Origin of the sequence: Stutzerimonas stutzeri (assembly GCF_002890915.1) — a bacterium.
Classification (GTDB): Bacteria; Pseudomonadota; Gammaproteobacteria; order Pseudomonadales; family Pseudomonadaceae; genus Stutzerimonas; species Stutzerimonas stutzeri_AF.
Window position 1 is genome coordinate 74,539 of sequence record NZ_POUT01000012.1, and the last position, 15,950, is coordinate 90,488.

Below are 15,950 nucleotides of genomic sequence, written 5' to 3' on the forward strand. Positions count from 1 at the left end.
GCTTCCGGCCGGTTGGCGTGGCCTCAACTGCGCCTGGCCGCCCACTGACCATACTCGAATACCGCGACCACCAGCATCGCCAGCGCAAAGGGCAGCAGCAAGTAGAAGCCGCGGAACACGATCAGCGCGGCCAGCACATCGACGGTCGGCACCTCCGGCAGGGCGGCGAGGAAAGTCACCTCCAGCACGCCCAGGCCACCGGGGGCATGCGAGAGCAGCGCCAGCGTGAAGGAGACGAGGAACACGCCGAGCACCGTCAGGTAGCCGGGATGGTGCCCGGCCGGCAAGGCAAAATGGATGATCGCCGCGGCGCAGAGCAATTCCAGCGGGCCGGCGAGCAGCTGCCGGGCGACGATCGCCAGACGCGGATAGGCGATGTGCCATTGGCCCAGGCGCCAGGCCGGCAGCTGGCGCCAGGCACCGAATGCGTACAGGCCGATGAGCGCAAGCAGCGTCGTGCCGATCATGGCGGAGAGCCAGGGCGGGGCATCGACCAGCTGCGCCAGCAACTGCGGTTGCAGAAGCAGCACGAGGCTGGCGGCCAGCAGGGTGCCGAGGGCGAAGGTCAGCGAGCAGAAGATGATGAGAATGCCGATTTCCTGCGGCGTCAGCCCCTTGCTGCGATACGCCCGGTAACGCACCAGCGCGCCGGAGAACACCGAGGCGCCGATATTGTGCGCCAGGGCATAGGTGGTGAACGAGCACAGCGCGATGAACCACCAGGACATCGACTTGCCCAGGTGCGCCATCGCGATGCGGTCGTACCAGGCCAGGGCGGTATAGGCACCGAGCGCGGCCAGTCCGGCCAGCAGCCAGTGAGCAGTGCCGATGGCCCGCAGGCTGTCGGCCAGCTCGGCAAGGGAGATGTTGCGCACCTCCTGATACAGCAGATAACCGGACAGCAGCACTGCCGTGGCCCCGACCAGGGTCCAGGCGACATCGCTCCTTTTCATCATCCACGGCTCCTTGCTTGGGCTGGGTTTGTTGCAGCGCCTGTGCGGGCGCTGCAACCACGGGCGAGCCACAGCCAGGCTGAAAACCTCCGCATGTTTCGGGCTGTACAGATAATCGGCAGCGGGCGGGCGATTTTGTTCAGTTTCGGGCCTGGCCAGCAGGCCCTCCGGTCATGCACGGAACCCCATGGTCCTGGCTGTGCTGGGGCGCAGGCGGGATCCGGGAAGGGCAGCGGCGTATGCGGGGCAGTGCTGAGGACCAGGGCGACGAGAAACCGCTACCAGCCGGTGCTACCGCACGCTGCGCCGAGGCCCCGGCGGATCAATCGACGCTCTCGGCCTGCTTGATCCGTACCCAATGGTCGATCAGCTCGCGCAACTGCGACAGCTCGACCGGCTTGGCCATGTGCCCGTCCATGCCGGCCTCGCGCGCGCGTTCGCGGTGCTCGCTGAGGATGTGAGCGGTCAGCGCCACCACCGGGGTCCGCGGGCGGGCCGTCGCCGCTTCCCACTCGCGCAGCTGGCGGGTGGCATGGAAGCCGTCGAGGACCGGCATCTCGCAGTCCATCAGCACCAGGTCGTAGGGCTTGGTCTTGATCGCCGCCAGCGCCTCTTCGCCGTTGCTGGCGGTGTCCGGCTGCAGGTTCAGCTTGTTCAGCATGCCGCGGATGACCTTGGTCGAAATGCTGTTGTCCTCGGCCACCAGGATACGGAAGTCATCCGGAATCTCCTGCGTCGCCAGCGGCTGCGGTGCGGCCGCCGGGCGCGGCTGCAGACCCTGCTGCCGGTGGGCCATCTCGTCGGCGAGCGTGGTCTTGAGCGTATAGCCGGCCACCGGTTTGGCGAGGATGCGCTTGATGCCGGCGTTGCGCGCGATGATCTTGCTCGGCGCGCTGCTCATGCCGGTCAGCATGATCAGCAGGATGTCGTGGTTGAGGCTGAAATCTTCCTTGATCTTGCTCGCCAGCTGCATGCCGGTCATGCCCGGCATGTCCTGGTCGAGCAGGACGACGTCGAAATATTCCTTGAGGTGGGCCTTGGTCCTGAGCAATGCCAGCGCCTCCTTGCCGGAGGCCACGGCGCTGACCTCCAGCCCCCAGCCGCTGCACTGCTGGACCAGCACCTTGCGGCAGGTGTCGTTGTCGTCGACGATCAAGAGCCGGGTGCCCTGCAGTGGGCCGTCCAGGTCGGGATTGTGCTGCGCCAGGCCCTCGCTGGCCAGCGGCAGGCTGATCCACAGGGTGTTGCCCTGGGTCGCGCCGGTCTGGATGCCGAAGTCGCCGTCCATCAGCTGCACCAGCTGGCGGGCGATGATCAGGCCCAGGCGCCCGCCGTGGCGCGTGGCGGCGAGGAAGTCATGGCTGTCCACCGCGGCGTTGAGCAGCGCATCGCGCTCGTAGGCCTCCAGCGGCCGTCCGCTGTCCTGCACGGTGATGCGCAGGCGCGGGTTGTCCAACGGGCCATCGACGGCAGCGATCAGCAGCACCTCGCCTTCGTCGGTCTGCTTGAAGGCGTTTTCCAGCAGATTGAGCAGCGCCTGGCGCAAGCGCGTCGGGTCGCCGGCGACCACCTGCGGCAGCTGCGGCTGGATGAAGCTGATCAGCTCGACCTTCTGCTGCTCGGCCTTGGCGCGGAAGATGCCGAGGCAGTCCTCGATCAGCGCATTGAGATCGAACTGCACGTCGTCGAGCTCGATCTGTCCCGACTCCAGCTTGGAGATATCGAGAATCTCGTTGATCAGGTTGAGCAGCTCGTTGCCGGAACTGTGGATGGTCTGCACGTAGTCGCGCTGCTTGGCCGACAACGAAGTGCCGAGTAGCAGTTCGCTCATGCCCAGTACGCCGTTCATGGGGGTGCGCAGCTCGTGACTGATCTTCGACAGGAAGTCGGCCTTGGTCTTCAGTTCGGCGCTGCTCACCGCTTCGGCGGTGTACTGGGTACGGCTGTCGGACTGCAGCTGGCGCTGGCGCTCGAGCAGGGCGAAGCTGAGCATCAGGCCACCAAGGGTCGCCAGGCTGAACAGCCCGCCGGTCAGCCAGCCCGGGTCGAGCTGGTCGAAGCCGAGCAGCATGGGCATGAAGAACACCATGCCGGCATTGAACAGCGTCAGCCCGGCGCCGACCAGACGTGCCGGCCGATAACCGTGCCGCCAGTGGCAGAGGGCGACGAGCAGGGCGCTGAACGCCGTCAGCAGTACCAGCGAGTAGATCAGCCAGCTGTACCACAACCACTGGCCGAGCAGGACGCTGCCAGCCAGTGCCAGCGCCAGGTTGAATTCGATACCCAGCAGCCAGGTGAGCCAGGTGTGCCGGCGGTGGTGGAAGAAGCCCAGGGTGAAGCCGAGCAAGGCCATGCTGGCGCCCAGCGCCGACAGGTCGGCGATCAGCGGCTGGCTGTAGGTCAGCCCGGGAATCCATACCGCCAGTACGCCGAGATTGGCCATTGCGCAGCTCAGCAGCGAACCGTGCAGCAGGCTCAGCCAGATGTGGGTGTAGCTGAGGGTGTAGGCGAAGCGCAGCAGGTTGTAGACCATCAGCAGGGCCAGCGCACCGAACAGCGCGCCGAAGAGGTAGGCGGGCTTGGTCTGGCTGACCAGCCCACTGTCGTCGATGGTCTTGAACCAGGTCATCATCGGATGGTTGGACTGCAGGCGGATGTAGGCTTCCCGCGGCTGCCCGTCGTTGGGCAGGCTGAACAGGTAGGCCCGGTTGGGCAGGGGGCGTGTACTCAGCGGGCGCTGCTCGCCGGTCGCGGTGTGCTGCACCAGCTGGCCGCCATGCAGCAGGTAGAAGTCGAGATACTGCACCCGCGGGGCGAACAGCCAGAGCCACTTGGGCTTGGTCAGAGGCGGCAGGCTGACCTGCAGCCAGACGGCCCGGTCGCTGGGCGGAGCGCTGTAGGCGAGTTTTTCCAGGCGCTGGAACAGCGAGCGCTGGGCCAGCACTTCATCGAGGGTCAGGCGGCCGGACTGGTCGATCAGCATCCGCCAGTTCTGCGGAGCGGAATCGGCTTCGGCGAGCGGGGCGATGGGCGGCGACGATTGGCCAACGGACGCCTGGGCCGACAGCGGGATCAGGTTGATCAGCAGCAGGCCGAAGATGAAAGCTATGGCGATCCGGAGCCGACCCACGAGAGAAGTCCGTTCAAGTGTGTGACGGCGGATTATAGCCATGCCACCGCCGGGCTGTAATGCGTGCCGCGGCGATAAAACTTGCCGCCGCACGCATTCCTGACACGGCCTGTGGTCAGCGTTCGCCCTGCTCGCGGGCAATGGCGCGATAGCCGATGTCCTTGCGGTAGAAACAGCCGTTCCAGCGGATCTTCTCCGCCAGGCGATAGGCCTGCTGCTGGGCGTCGGAGACACTGGCGCCGATGGCCGTGGCGCAGAGCACGCGGCCACCAGCGGTCACCACCTGGCCGTCGGCATTCAACGCGGTGCCGGCATGGAACACCTTGCCGTCGAGTTGCGCGGCGGCATCCAGCCCCTCGATCACGTCGCCCTTGGCATAGTCACCGGGATAGCCGCCGGCGGCCAGCACCACGCCGACGGTCGGGCGCGGGTCCCAGGTCGCTTCGACCTTGTCCAGTGCCTTGGCCAATGCGGCCTCGACCAGCAGCACCAGGCTGGATTCCAGGCGACACATGATCGGCTGGGTTTCCGGGTCGCCGAAACGGCAGTTGAACTCGATGACCTTGGGCGCGCCGGCCTTGTCGATCATCAGCCCGGCGTAGAGGAAGCCGGTGTAGACGTTGCCTTCGGCGGCCATGCCGCGCACGGTCGGGTAGATCACCTCGTCCATCACCCGCTGGTGCACCTCGGCGGTGACCACCGGGGCCGGCGAGTAGGCGCCCATGCCGCCGGTGTTCGGGCCGCTGTCGCCGTCGCCGACGCGCTTGTGGTCCTGGCTGGTGGCCATCGGCAGCACGTGCTCGCCGTCGACCATGACGATGAAGCTGGCCTCTTCACCATCCAGAAATTCTTCGATGACCACGCGCGCGCCGGCATCGCCGAAGGCATTGCCCGACAGCATGTCGCGTACCGCGTCCCCGGCTTCGGCCAGGGTCATGGCGACGATCACGCCCTTGCCGGCGGCCAGGCCGTCGGCCTTGATGACGATCGGTGCGCCTTTCTCGCGCAGGTAGGCCAGCGCCGGCTCGACTTCGGTGAAGTTGCGGTAGTCGGCGGTGGGGATAGCGTGGCGAGCGAGGAAATCCTTGGTGAAGGCCTTGGAGCCTTCCAACTGGGCAGCGGCGGCGGTGGGGCCGAAGATGTCCAGGCCGCGACTGCGGAACAGATCGACCACACCCTTCACCAGCGGCGCTTCCGGGCCGACGATGGTCAGCTGCACGTTCTTCTCGGCAAAATCGGCCAGTTGCTCGATGGCCAGCACGTCGATGGCGACATTCTCGCACTTGGCCTCGGTGGCGGTGCCGGCATTGCCCGGGGCGACGAAGACCTTGGCGACGCGTGGGTCCTGCGCCACTTTCCAGGCCAGGGCGTGCTCGCGGCCGCCGCTGCCGATGATCAGTACGTTCATGGGATTCTCCTGTAGGAGGCGGGCCTGCGGCCCGTTTGGTGGATAGAAAAAGCGCTATCCACCCTACGAAATAGGGCTGGAGTAGGGTGGATGGCCGAAGCCATCCACCAGCCAATCAATGGCGGAAGTGACGCATACCCGTGAACACCATCGCGATTCCGGCCTCGTCGGCGGCGGCGATGACTTCCTCGTCGCGCATCGAGCCGCCGGGCTGGATCACCGCGGTGATGCCGGCCTTGGCGGCGTTGTCGATACCGTCGCGGAAGGGGAAGAAGGCGTCCGAGGCCATCACCGCGCCGGGTACCGCCAGGCCGGCGTGCTCGGCCTTGATCGCGGCGATGCGCGCGGAGTTGACGCGGCTCATCTGGCCGGCGCCGACACCGACGGTCTGGCGGTTCTTGGCATAGACGATGGCGTTGGACTTGACGAACTTGGCCACTTTCCAGGCGAAGATCAGGTCGTGGATCTCCTGCTCGGTGGGCGCACGACGGGTGACGATCTTGAGGTCCGCCTCGGTGATCATGCCGATGTCGCGGCTCTGGATCAGCAGGCCGCCGTTGACGCGCTTGTAGTCCCAGCCCGGGCTGCGCTCGGCCGGCCATTCACCACATTCCAGCAGGCGCACATTGGCCTTGCTGGCGACCACATCGCGGGCGGCCTGGGAAACCTTGGGCGCGATGATCACTTCGACGAACTGGCGCTCGACGATGGCCTGGGCGGTCTCGCCGTCCAGCTCGCGGTTGAAGGCGATGATGCCGCCGAAGGCGGATTCGCTATCGGTGGCGTAGGCCAGGTCGTAGGCCTTGCGGATGCCGCCCTCGTCTTCCGGGACCACGGCCACGCCGCACGGGTTGGCGTGCTTGACGATGACGCAGGCTGGTTTGACGAAGCTTTTCACGCACTCCAGCGCGGCATCGGTATCGGCGACGTTGTTGAACGAGAGCTCCTTGCCCTGCAGCTGCTTGGCGGTGGCGACGCAGGCTTCTTCCGGCTTCTCGACATAGAAGGCCGCCTGCTGGTGCGGGTTCTCGCCGTAGCGCATGTCCTGCGCCTTGATGAACTGCATGTTGTAGGTGCGCGGGAACAGGCTGCGGCCCTCGGTGGTGAGGGTTTCAGCAGCCTGGTCGATACCGCCCAGGTAGTTGGCGATCATGCCGTCGTAGGCGGCGGTGTGCTCGAAGGCCTTGAGCGCCAGGTCGAAGCGCTGGGCGTAGGTCAGGCCGCCGCTCTTCAGGTTCGCGACCACGCCGGCGTAGTCATCGGCATTGACCACGATGGCGACGTCCTTGTGGTTCTTCGCCGCGCTGCGGACCATGGTCGGGCCGCCGATGTCGATGTTCTCGATGGCGTCGGGCAGGGTGCAGCCCGGCTTGGCCACGGTGGCGGCGAACGGGTAGAGGTTGACTGCGACGAGGTCGATCGGCCGGATGCCGTGCTCGCTCATCACCGCACCGTCCAGGTCACGCCGGCCGAGGATGCCGCCATGGATCTTCGGGTGCAGGGTCTTCACCCGGCCATCCATCATTTCCGGGAAGCCGGTGTAGTCGGCGACCTCCACGGCGGCGATGCCGTTCTCGCTCAGCAGCTTGAAAGTGCCGCCGGTGGAGAGGATCTCGACGCCGAGGGCGGCGAGTTCGCGGGCGAAATCGACGACGCCGGTCTTGTCGGACACGCTGATCAGCGCACGGCGGACGGGAAGGCGGGTGGTTTGGTCGGTCATTGACGTTTCCTAGGGCTACAGGCTTGAGGCGACAGGTTCCAGGCCGGGGCGGCCTGCCGCCTCAAGCCTGCAACCTGCCACCGCTTTTCAGAGCAGATCGTACTGTTTGAGTTTCTTGCGCAGGGTGCCGCGGTTCAGGCCCAGCAATTCCGAGGCCTTGGTCTGGTTGCCCTTGACGTAGTGCATCACCGTTTCCAGCAGCGGCGCTTCCACTTCGGAGAGCACGAGGTTGTAAACGTCCGTGACGTCGGCACCTTCGAGCCGGGCGAAATAGTTGTGCAGCGCTTTCTCGACGCTGCCGCGCAGCGTCTGGCCTGCTTCGCTCGGCGTGTTCAGGTGCTGCTTCAGGTTCACGTTGTCACTCACGGATGTCGTTCCACTTACCAATGTTTCATTCAACAGCGTCATGCGGCCACCTCTGTTCCATCCACCGAGCCGGGCCCCGAGCGTTGTTCGGCGAAGAACTGCCGAATGCTGGAGCCCTGAGCATCCCTGTCTTCCAGATGATTGAAACGGGCGCGAAACTCCCGTGCACCCGGCAATGTGGCGAGATACCAACCCACATGCTTGCGGGCGATGCGCACGCCCATCACCTCGCCATAGAACTCGTGCAGCGCCTGCAGATGCTGCAACAGGATAGTCTCGACCTCTTCCAGCGTCGCGGCCGGCAGCAGCTCGCCAGTGCGCAGATAATGCTCCACTTCGCGGAAGATCCACGGGCGACCCTGCGCCGCACGGCCGATCAGAAGGCCGTCGGCCCCCGTGGCCCGCAACACCTGGCGGGCTTTCTGCGGCGAATCGATATCACCGTTGGCGAACACCGGGATCGACACCGCCTGCTTGATCGCGGCGATGGTGTCGTATTCGGCATCGCCGGTGTACAGATCGGCCCGGGTCCGCCCATGCACCGCGAGGGCGGCGATCCCCGACTGTTCGGCGATGCGGGCGATGCGGACGCCATTCCTGTTCTGCCGGTCCCAGCCGGTACGGATCTTCAGCGTCACCGGTACGTCCACCGCGGCCACCACCGCCTCGAGAATCTCGCCGACCAGGCGCTCGTCGCGCATCAGGGCGGAACCCGCGGCCTTGTTGCAGACCTTCTTCGCCGGACAGCCCATGTTGATGTCGATGATCTGTGCGCCCAGCTCCACGTTGCGCCGGGCGGCCTCGGCGAGCATCTCGGGATCGCCACCGGCGATCTGCACCGAACGCGGTTCCGGCTCGCCAGCATGCTGCAGGCGCAGACGCGACTTGCGACTGTTCCACAGACGCACGTCGCTGGTGAGCATTTCCGAGACCACCAGGGCCGCGCCGAAGCGGCGGCACAACTGGCGGAACGGCTGATCGGTCACGCCGGCCATGGGCGCGAGGATCAACCGGTTGGTCAAGGTGTAAGGGCCGATGCGTACCGCTGACATGAAGATTCCCTGCCTGGAGCCTGCTTGTTAGGTCGATCGGGACTGCAAAAAAGGGTGGGCATAATACCCGCTCCGCATGACGGGTTAAAGGTTGTTTTGAACAAATTCTGAACAGCGGCCAGCTTATCGCCAGGAGTTTGCAAGCCATGGCGGACGCCATCACGGGCGTCGCATGATGGCGCTTTCAGGCCAGGGATGGCTTTGGGTTATTCCGGCGAATGGAAGCTCAGGCTGTAATTGACCGCCTTGGCGCCCGGATCGAGGATGTCCAGCGCGATGTGGATCGGTACCTGCGGCGGCATCTGGGCCTGCCCCGCCAGCTCGCCGGAAAGGTATTCGCCGGGCTTGAAGCTGCGGCTGGCAAGCAGCTTGCCATTGATGTCGGCGAAGCGAATCTCCAGCAGCGGGAAAGGCTGGGCGAAGGCCGCGCGGTTGTAGAGGATCGCATCGACCACCAGCGCCCCGCTGAACTCGGGATGGCTGCGCACCACCAGGTTGCTGCTGCGGATCTGGTCGATGTCGACCAGCGACGGCAGCTTGCAGCCGAGTGTCGGGCAGATGCGCTCGAACCAGGGGCGGTATTGCGCCTGGCGCGACAGTTCGTCGTAGTTGTAGGCCACGTACTGGGCGCCGAGCGCGAGCAGGGCCAGGAGATTCAGCGCGCCCCAGCCGAGCCAGCGCCCCCAGGGTTTCTTGCGCTGTTGCCAGTCCAGTTGCAGCGGCTCGTCTTCGAGTTCGAACAGCGGTTCGTCACGCAGGGCGGGTTCCTGGCGAGGGGGCGAGGAGATTGCCGGTGGAATGTCGAAGTCCGGTTCGATGCGTTCGGTCTGCGCCTGCTGCGCCTTGGCGCTCGCCAATGGCCTGGTGCTCGTCGCGAGCGGGCTGGGGGGCTGCGGTGCGGCCTCGGTTACCGGCGTGAAGCTGATCGGCTCCGGCTCCCCTCCAGCGTCCGGCTTGGTCGCGGAGTCAGTGTCCTGCGCTTCGGCGTCGAGCAGCGTCTCGGCCCAGCTTTCGTCATGGATGCGTTCTTCTTCCGGCCGCGTATCGAGCAGGCGCGTGGCTGGGCTGGAGGCATTCTGCAATTCGAGAAAATCGCGCGACAGCTCGAGCTCCTGGCGCTCGAGCTTGGCCAGTTCCTCGTCGAGGTCGAGGCTGTCCAGGTCGAGATCGTCGTGAATCCACAGGGTTTCGTCGGCCTCGAGCGCCGGCCGCACCGGCTCGGCGGGGGCGGCCGGCGGCAAGGGAGGCTCTACGGCCCGGGGCGGTGCCGGGTCGGCCAGCGCTTGCGTCGGGTCGAGATCATCACGCAGCAGCTGACGAGCCGCATTGAACACTTCCATGCAGGCGCCGCAGCGCACGGTGCCATGCGCGGCGCGAAGCTGGCTGCGGCTGACGCGAAAACGGGTGCTGCAATGAGGGCATTGGGTGATGAAGCTGGTCATGCGCGATTCCGCGGGGAAAGTGCCGGCTAGTCTAGCGCATGCCTACCGCCCAGCGGCAGTGACGCCGCTGTCGTTGTGAGCGGTGGGCTGCGCCCGCATGGCGTTCAACGCCGGCGTACGCCGCTGATGCGTACCCAGCCGTCCTTGATGGCGGTCGGGTCGAGTTCGAAGTCCTCGTCGTAGGCGGCGCGGACCTCTTCGGCCTGTTCGGCGAGAATCCCGGACAACGCCAGCCGGCCGCCGGGCTTGACCAGTGCGCCGATGCGCGGTGCAAGGGACACCAGCGGCCCGGCGAGAATGTTGGCGACCACCACGTCGGCGGGTTCCTGCGGCAGCTGCTCGGGCAGGTAGAGTGCGAAGCGTTCGGCGGCGATGCCGTTGCGCTCGGCATTGTCGCGCGAGGCCTCCAGCGCCTGGCTGTCGATGTCGGTGCCGACGGCGTGCTCGGCGCCCAGCAGCAGGCCGGCGATGGCGAGAATTCCCGAGCCGCAGCCGAAGTCCAGCAGGGACTGGCCCTCGAGAGGCTGGGCGTCCAGCCATTCGAGGCAGAGCGCGGTGGTCGGGTGCGTGCCGGTGCCGAAGGCCAGTCCCGGGTCGAGCAGCAGGTTGACCGCGTCGGGCTCGGGCGCGGCATGCCAGCTGGGCACGATCCACAGGCGGCGACCGAAGCGCATCGGCTGGAAGTTGTCCATCCAGCTGCGTTCCCAGTCCTGGTCCTCGACCTGCTCGACCTGGTGTTCCGGCAGCTCGGTGCCGCGTAGCAGCTGCAGGTGGGCGAGCAGGGCGTCGGGGTCGGTATCGGCTTCGAACAGCGCCAGCAGATGGGTATGCGACCACAGCGGGGTGGTGCCCAGGTCCGGTTCGAAGATCGGCTGGTCTTCGGCGTCCATGAAGGTCACGGAGACCGCGCCGAGGTCCAGCAGCTGGTCTTCCAGCGCTTCGGCCTGTTCGGGGGTGATGGCGAGTCGGATCTGCAGCCAGGACATGGGAGACTCCCTTCGGGAGCAGCTTCAAGCTTCAGGCCTCAAGCCGCATGAATAAAAAAGAAGGAGCGGCCGAGGCCGCTCCAGAGGTGTGCATCATATGCTTGCAGCTTGCAGCTTGCAGCTTGCAGCTTGCAGCTTGCAGCTTGCAGCTTGCAGCTTGCAGCTTGCAGCTTGCAGCTTAGTGCTTGTCCATACCCAGTTTCTTTTCCAGGTAGTGGATGTTCACGCCGCCCTTGCAGAAGCCTGCGTCGCGCACCAGGTCGCGGTGCAGCGGGGCGTTGGTCTTGATGCCGTCGACGATCAGCTCGTCCAGGGCATTGCGCATGCGGCCCATGGCTTCGTCGCGGTCGGCGCCGAAGGTGATCAGCTTGCCGATCAGCGAATCGTAGTGCGGCGGTACCGCATAGCCGTCGTACAGGTGCGAATCGACGCGCACGCCGTTGCCGCCCGGGGCATGGAAGTGCTTCACCTTGCCCGGGCTGGGCATGAAGGTGCGCGGGTCTTCGGCGTTGATGCGGCATTCGATGGCGTGGCCGCGAATCTCCACGTCTTTCTGCTTGATCGCCAGCTTCTCGCCGCCGCCGATGCGCAGCATCTCCTTGACGATGTCGATACCGGTGACCATCTCGGTGACCGGGTGCTCGACCTGCACGCGGGTGTTCATCTCGATGAAGTAGAAGTTGCCGTCTTCATAGAGGAACTCGAAGGTACCGGCGCCGCGGTAGCCGATGTCGATGCAGGCCTGCACGCAGTGGGCCTGGACCTTGCGGCGGGCCTCTTCGTCGATCAGCGGGGCAGGGGCTTCCTCGATGACCTTCTGGTGGCGGCGCTGCAGCGAGCAGTCGCGGTCGCCCAGGTGGATGGCGTTGCCCTGGCCGTCGGCCAGCACCTGGATCTCCACGTGGCGTGGGTTGACCAGGAACTTCTCCAGGTAAACCATCGGGTTGCCGAAGGCGGCGCCGGCTTCGGTGCGGGTCAGCTTGGCCGAGGCGATCAGGTCCTCTTCCTTGTGCACCACGCGCATGCCGCGACCACCGCCACCGCCGGCGGCCTTGATGATCACCGGATAGCCCACTTCGCGGGCGATCTGCAGCGCTTTCTGCTCGTCTTCCGGCAGCGGGCCGTCGGAGCCGGGTACGGTCGGCACGCCGGCCTTCTTCATGGCGTCCTTGGCCGAGACCTTGTCGCCCATCAGGCGGATAACGTCGGCGGTCGGGCCGATGAAGGTGAAGCCGGATTTCTCCACCTGTTCGGCGAAGTCGGCGTTCTCGGCGAGGAAGCCGTAGCCGGGGTGGATGCCGTCGGCGCCGGTCACCTCGGCGGCGGCGATGATGGCCGGGATGCTCAGGTAGGACTGGGCGGAAGAGGCCGGGCCGATGCACACGGACTCGTCGGCCAGCGACACGTGCATCAGGTCACGGTCGGCAGTGGAGTGCACAGCCACGGTCTTGATGCCCAGTTCCTTGCAGGCGCGCAGGACGCGAAGGGCGATCTCACCGCGGTTGGCGATCAGTACTTTTTCCAACATCGCTGGCTCTCCGCGGTTCAAACGATGGTGAACAGCGGCTGGTCGAATTCGACCGGCTGACCATTCTCCACCAGGATGGATTCGATGGTGCCGCTGGTTTCGGCCTCGATGTGGTTCATCATCTTCATGGCTTCGACGATGCAGAGGATGTCGCCCTTCTTCACGGTCTGGCCGACGTCGACGAACGGCTTGGCTTCCGGCGAGGAGGCGCGGTAGAAGGTGCCGACCATCGGCGAGCGGACCACGGTGCCGTTCAGCTTGGGTGCGGCCGGGGCCGCGTCGGCAGCCGGCGCGGCAGCTGCGGCGGGTGCCGGAGCCGGTGCGGCAGGTGCCTGGGCGTAGATGGGTTGCTGCATCGCCACCTGCTTGCTGTGGCGGCTGATGCGCACGGACTCTTCACCCTCGTGGATCTCGAGTTCGTCGATACCGGACTCTTCCAGCAGTTCGATCAGTTTCTTGACTTTGCGAATATCCATGAAGCATTGACTCCCAGGTAAGTTCGAAGGGCATTGCTGCTCGCGTGTTCAGGACTCGGAGGCGAGTTCTCAGGAAGCAGCGAGTTGTTCCAGGGCGGCCTCCAAGGCCAGTCGGTAGCCGCTGGCGCCAAGGCCGCAGATCACCCCTACCGCGATATCGGAAAAGTAGGAGTGATGGCGGAAAGGTTCACGTTTGTGCACGTTGGACAGGTGCACTTCGATGAATGGGATGCTCACGGCCAGCAATGCGTCACGTAATGCGACGCTGGTGTGCGTGAAGGCGGCCGGATTGATCAGGATGAAGTCGACACCTTCGCCGCGCGCGGCGTGGATGCGCTCGATCAGTTCGTATTCGGCATTGGATTGCAGGTGCAGCAGGTGATGCCCGGCATTGCGGGCGTACTGCTCCAGATCCTGGTTGATCTGTGCCAGCGTCACCGCGCCGTAGACGCCCGGTTCGCGGGTGCCGAGCAGATTCAGGTTCGGGCCGTGAAGGACCAGAAGCGTGGCCATGCCTATTCCTTGTTTTTCTTGGGTGCGCCGAGCCGGCGGAAGGGCGGGCTCGCGGAAAGTGAAAAACTATGCCCGAAGCATGGGCTGACTGTCCAGTCATGCCGGGCGATCGCGTGAAATACCCGCATTATGGCTGGAGTTTGCCGCAGGAGCGCCGCGCTACAGTCGTGCCGCCGCGCGGTCCAGGCGCTCGGCGAAGCCGCTGGCGTCGATTTCGCCGACCACGCGCACGTCCGCCAGCTCGTTGCCGGCCCGGTCGAAGAAGAGGATCGCCGGCGGGCCGAACAGCTTGTAACGGTCCAGCAGACCGCGCTGGGCGGCATTGCTTTCGGTGATGTCGAAGCGGATCAGGCGGTAGTCGGCCAGCCGCGGTGCTATCTGCGGATCGGCGAAGACCTCGCGTTCGATCACCTTGCAACTGATGCACCAGTCGGCATACCAGTCGAGCATTAGCGGCTGGCCGGCCGCGCGGGCCGCCGCCAGTTGCGCATCCAGCTCGGCGGGGGTCGAGACGGTGTGCCAGCCTTCGATGGCGGTGCCGCCCTGCAGCATGGCGCTGGCCCTGGGCAGTGGTCGCAGCGGATCGGAGCCGCCTTGCAGGGCGCCGACCCAGGCCGCCAGCGCGTAGACCAGCAGGGCCAGCCCGAGGAGTTGGGCCAGCTTCTGCCGCGGCGTCTTGCTGGTGAACTCCAGCGTGCCGAGGAACAGCGCGCTGCCGGCGGCGAGCAGGCCCCACAAGGCCAGTGCCGCCGGGCCGGGCAGCACGCGCTCGAGCATCCACACCGAGACGGCCAGCAGCAGCACGCCGAAGATGTTGCGCACGCTGACCATCCAGGGGCCGCTCTTGGGCAGCAGCGCACCACCGCCGGTGGCGAACAGTATCAGCGGCGTGCCCATGCCCAGCCCCAGGGCGAACAGCTTCAGGCCGCCGCCCAGGGCATCGCCACTGGCGCTGATGTACAGCAGTGCACCGGCCAGCGGGGCGGACACGCAGGGCGACACCAGCAGGCTGGACACCGCGCCGAGCAAGGCGGCGCCGGTGAACGAGCCGCCGCGGGCGTTGCCGGCCAGACGGTCGAGGCGGCCGCTGACGGCCTGCGGCAAGCGCAGCTCGAACAGGCCGAACATGGCCAGCGCGAAGACCACGAAGAACAATGCGAAGGGCACCAGGATCCACGCTGATTGCAGGCGTGCCTGCAGATTCAGCTCCGCGCCGAACACGCCCATCAGCGCGCCGAGCACGGCGAATCCACCAGCCATCGGCAGGACGTAGGTCACCGACAGCAGGAAGCTGCGCAGGCCGCCGGGTTGGCCGCGCAGGACCACGCCGGTGAGGATCGGCAGCATCGGCAGTACGCAGGGAGTGAACGTCAGGCCCAGGCCGGCGAGGAAGAACAGCGCAACCGAACGCCATGACAGGCGACCATCCTCGGCGGGGCGCTCGGCGGAGGATGCGGCCGCCGGGCTGGCGCCGCCGCCGATGGCGATCGATTCGGTCTCCGGTGGATAGCACAGGCCCTTGTCGGCGCAGCCCTGGTAGGACACCTGCAGATCGAAGGGGCGGTTGTCGGGGTTGTTCACCGGCAACTGGATATCGAGGATGCCGTAGTAGACCTCGACCTCGCCGAAATAGTCGTCGACCTTCTGCACACCGGCAGGGAGCTGCGCTTCGCCGAGGCTGACGCCTGGCTCCGTGGTCCGGAAGGCGAAGCGGTGGCGGTAGAGGTAGTAGCCTTCGGCCGCGACGAAGCGCAGCGTGATTCGCTCGGGTGTCGCTTCCGCCAGGCTCAGGCGGAACGCCTCACGCACTGGCAGGAAGTCCGCGCTGTTGTTCAGCGCACCGCCGAAGGTAGGGCTGGGTTTGGTGTCGAACAGGCCGGCGCTGGCGGGCAGGACGAACAGCAGGAGAAGCAGACTCAGCAGACGACGCATGACGATCTCACGGTAAAGCAGTGGCGGCATGATAACCAAGCCGGGTGGCCGGCGCCCATGTTCAACTGTCGCTCTGCCGATCAGTTTGCAACCAAATGCTGTCGTCCTGCTCGATGCCCGGCAGGGGCTGCAGGAACTGGCCGGCACAGGGGCCTACGACGCACTCGCCCGATTCGATGAGAAACAGTGCGCCATGGGTTGCGCACTGCAGCATGCTGCCGCTCTCGTCGAGAAACCGGTCGGCCTGCCATTCCAGCGGCACGCCACGGTGCGGGCAGCGGTTGCGGTAGAGGTAGACGCGCCCCTCGCGGCGGACTGCGATCAGCTTGAGATCGGCGAGGCTGAAGCCGCGGCTCTGGCCTTCGCCCAGTTCGGATGTGGCGCACAAACGGATCATCGAGTCCTCCCGTGTGAGCGGCGATTATCGCGCAGCGACGAGGCATG

General features: G+C 66.1%; 13 protein-coding genes. All 13 read right to left on the minus strand.

Translation table 11 applies throughout. The annotated features are described in order from the left end of the window. Positions 1 to 23: 23 nt before the first annotated feature. Complete coding sequence (locus CXK94_RS18495; protein WP_102895401.1) at positions 24 to 956, minus strand: lysylphosphatidylglycerol synthase transmembrane domain-containing protein; 933 nt, start codon at positions 954 to 956, stop codon at positions 24 to 26. Between the two features lie 319 nt (positions 957 to 1,275). Next, positions 1,276 to 4,083: a hybrid sensor histidine kinase/response regulator gene (locus tag CXK94_RS18500; protein ID WP_102895402.1), complete on the minus strand. Its 2,808-nt coding sequence runs from the start codon at positions 4,081 to 4,083 to the stop codon at positions 1,276 to 1,278. A gap of 115 nt (positions 4,084 to 4,198) precedes the next feature. Next, the gene (gene purD / locus CXK94_RS18505) at positions 4,199 to 5,491 is read right to left on the minus strand and encodes a phosphoribosylamine--glycine ligase (protein ID WP_102895403.1); all 1,293 of its coding nucleotides are present in this window, start codon (positions 5,489 to 5,491) and stop codon (positions 4,199 to 4,201) included. A gap of 115 nt (positions 5,492 to 5,606) precedes the next feature. Further along, on the minus strand, positions 5,607 to 7,211 hold the full coding sequence (purH, locus tag CXK94_RS18510) for a bifunctional phosphoribosylaminoimidazolecarboxamide formyltransferase/IMP cyclohydrolase (protein ID WP_037038925.1): 1,605 nt from the start codon (positions 7,209 to 7,211) through the stop codon (positions 5,607 to 5,609). 87 nt (positions 7,212 to 7,298) lie between these two features. Next, on the minus strand, positions 7,299 to 7,619 hold the full coding sequence (gene fis / locus CXK94_RS18515) for a DNA-binding transcriptional regulator Fis (RefSeq protein WP_003279911.1): 321 nt from the start codon (positions 7,617 to 7,619) through the stop codon (positions 7,299 to 7,301). Beyond that, positions 7,616 to 8,629, minus strand: a complete 1,014-nt coding sequence (gene dusB / locus CXK94_RS18520) for a tRNA dihydrouridine synthase DusB (protein WP_102895404.1) — start codon at positions 8,627 to 8,629, stop codon at positions 7,616 to 7,618. Before dusB ends, fis begins: the two co-directional genes overlap by 4 nt. 206 nt (positions 8,630 to 8,835) lie before the next feature. Further along, on the minus strand, positions 8,836 to 10,071 hold the full coding sequence (locus CXK94_RS18525; protein ID WP_037038941.1) for a DUF3426 domain-containing protein: 1,236 nt from the start codon (positions 10,069 to 10,071) through the stop codon (positions 8,836 to 8,838). A 104-nt stretch (positions 10,072 to 10,175) separates the two neighbouring features. After that, positions 10,176 to 11,057, minus strand: a complete 882-nt coding sequence (gene prmA, locus CXK94_RS18530; RefSeq protein ID WP_102895405.1) for a 50S ribosomal protein L11 methyltransferase — start codon at positions 11,055 to 11,057, stop codon at positions 10,176 to 10,178. A gap of 178 nt (positions 11,058 to 11,235) precedes the next feature. Further along, complete coding sequence (gene accC, locus CXK94_RS18535; RefSeq protein WP_037038946.1) at positions 11,236 to 12,585, minus strand: acetyl-CoA carboxylase biotin carboxylase subunit; 1,350 nt, start codon at positions 12,583 to 12,585, stop codon at positions 11,236 to 11,238. A 17-nt stretch (positions 12,586 to 12,602) separates the two neighbouring features. Beyond that, complete coding sequence (accB, locus tag CXK94_RS18540; protein ID WP_102895406.1) at positions 12,603 to 13,061, minus strand: acetyl-CoA carboxylase biotin carboxyl carrier protein; 459 nt, start codon at positions 13,059 to 13,061, stop codon at positions 12,603 to 12,605. A gap of 69 nt (positions 13,062 to 13,130) precedes the next feature. After that, a complete protein-coding gene (aroQ, locus tag CXK94_RS18545) occupies positions 13,131 to 13,574 on the minus strand; it encodes a type II 3-dehydroquinate dehydratase (RefSeq protein WP_102895407.1) in 444 nt (147 codons plus the stop codon). 159 nt (positions 13,575 to 13,733) lie between these two features. Beyond that, positions 13,734 to 15,536 (minus strand): protein-disulfide reductase DsbD, encoded by a 1,803-nt coding sequence (locus tag CXK94_RS18550; protein WP_102895408.1) that lies wholly within the window; start codon positions 15,534 to 15,536, stop codon positions 13,734 to 13,736. A 31-nt stretch (positions 15,537 to 15,567) separates the two neighbouring features. Then, on the minus strand, positions 15,568 to 15,903 hold the full coding sequence (locus CXK94_RS18555; RefSeq protein WP_037043333.1) for a Rieske (2Fe-2S) protein: 336 nt from the start codon (positions 15,901 to 15,903) through the stop codon (positions 15,568 to 15,570). Between the last annotated feature and the right edge of the window lie 47 nt (positions 15,904 to 15,950).

Bases quoted from the DNA above. Each gene is read 5' to 3' on its own strand.
- CXK94_RS18495 (WP_102895401.1), bottom strand. From the start codon at position 956: ATGATGAAAAGGAGCGATGTCGCCTGGACCCTGGTCGGGGCCACGGCA.
- purD (WP_102895403.1), bottom strand. From the start codon at position 5,491: ATGAACGTACTGATCATCGGCAGCGGCGGCCGCGAGCACGCCCTGGCC.
- purH (WP_037038925.1), bottom strand. From the start codon at position 7,211: ATGACCGACCAAACCACCCGCCTTCCCGTCCGCCGTGCGCTGATCAGC.
- fis (WP_003279911.1), bottom strand. From the start codon at position 7,619: ATGACGCTGTTGAATGAAACATTGGTAAGTGGAACGACATCCGTGAGT.
- dusB (WP_102895404.1), bottom strand. From the start codon at position 8,629: ATGTCAGCGGTACGCATCGGCCCTTACACCTTGACCAACCGGTTGATC.
- CXK94_RS18525 (WP_037038941.1), bottom strand. From the start codon at position 10,071: ATGACCAGCTTCATCACCCAATGCCCTCATTGCAGCACCCGTTTTCGC.
- prmA (WP_102895405.1), bottom strand. From the start codon at position 11,057: ATGTCCTGGCTGCAGATCCGACTCGCCATCACCCCCGAACAGGCCGAA.
- accC (WP_037038946.1), bottom strand. From the start codon at position 12,585: ATGTTGGAAAAAGTACTGATCGCCAACCGCGGTGAGATCGCCCTTCGC.
- accB (WP_102895406.1), bottom strand. From the start codon at position 13,061: ATGGATATTCGCAAAGTCAAGAAACTGATCGAACTGCTGGAAGAGTCC.
- aroQ (WP_102895407.1), bottom strand. From the start codon at position 13,574: ATGGCCACGCTTCTGGTCCTTCACGGCCCGAACCTGAATCTGCTCGGC.
- CXK94_RS18550 (WP_102895408.1), bottom strand. From the start codon at position 15,536: ATGCCGCCACTGCTTTACCGTGAGATCGTCATGCGTCGTCTGCTGAGT.
- CXK94_RS18555 (WP_037043333.1), bottom strand. From the start codon at position 15,903: ATGATCCGTTTGTGCGCCACATCCGAACTGGGCGAAGGCCAGAGCCGC.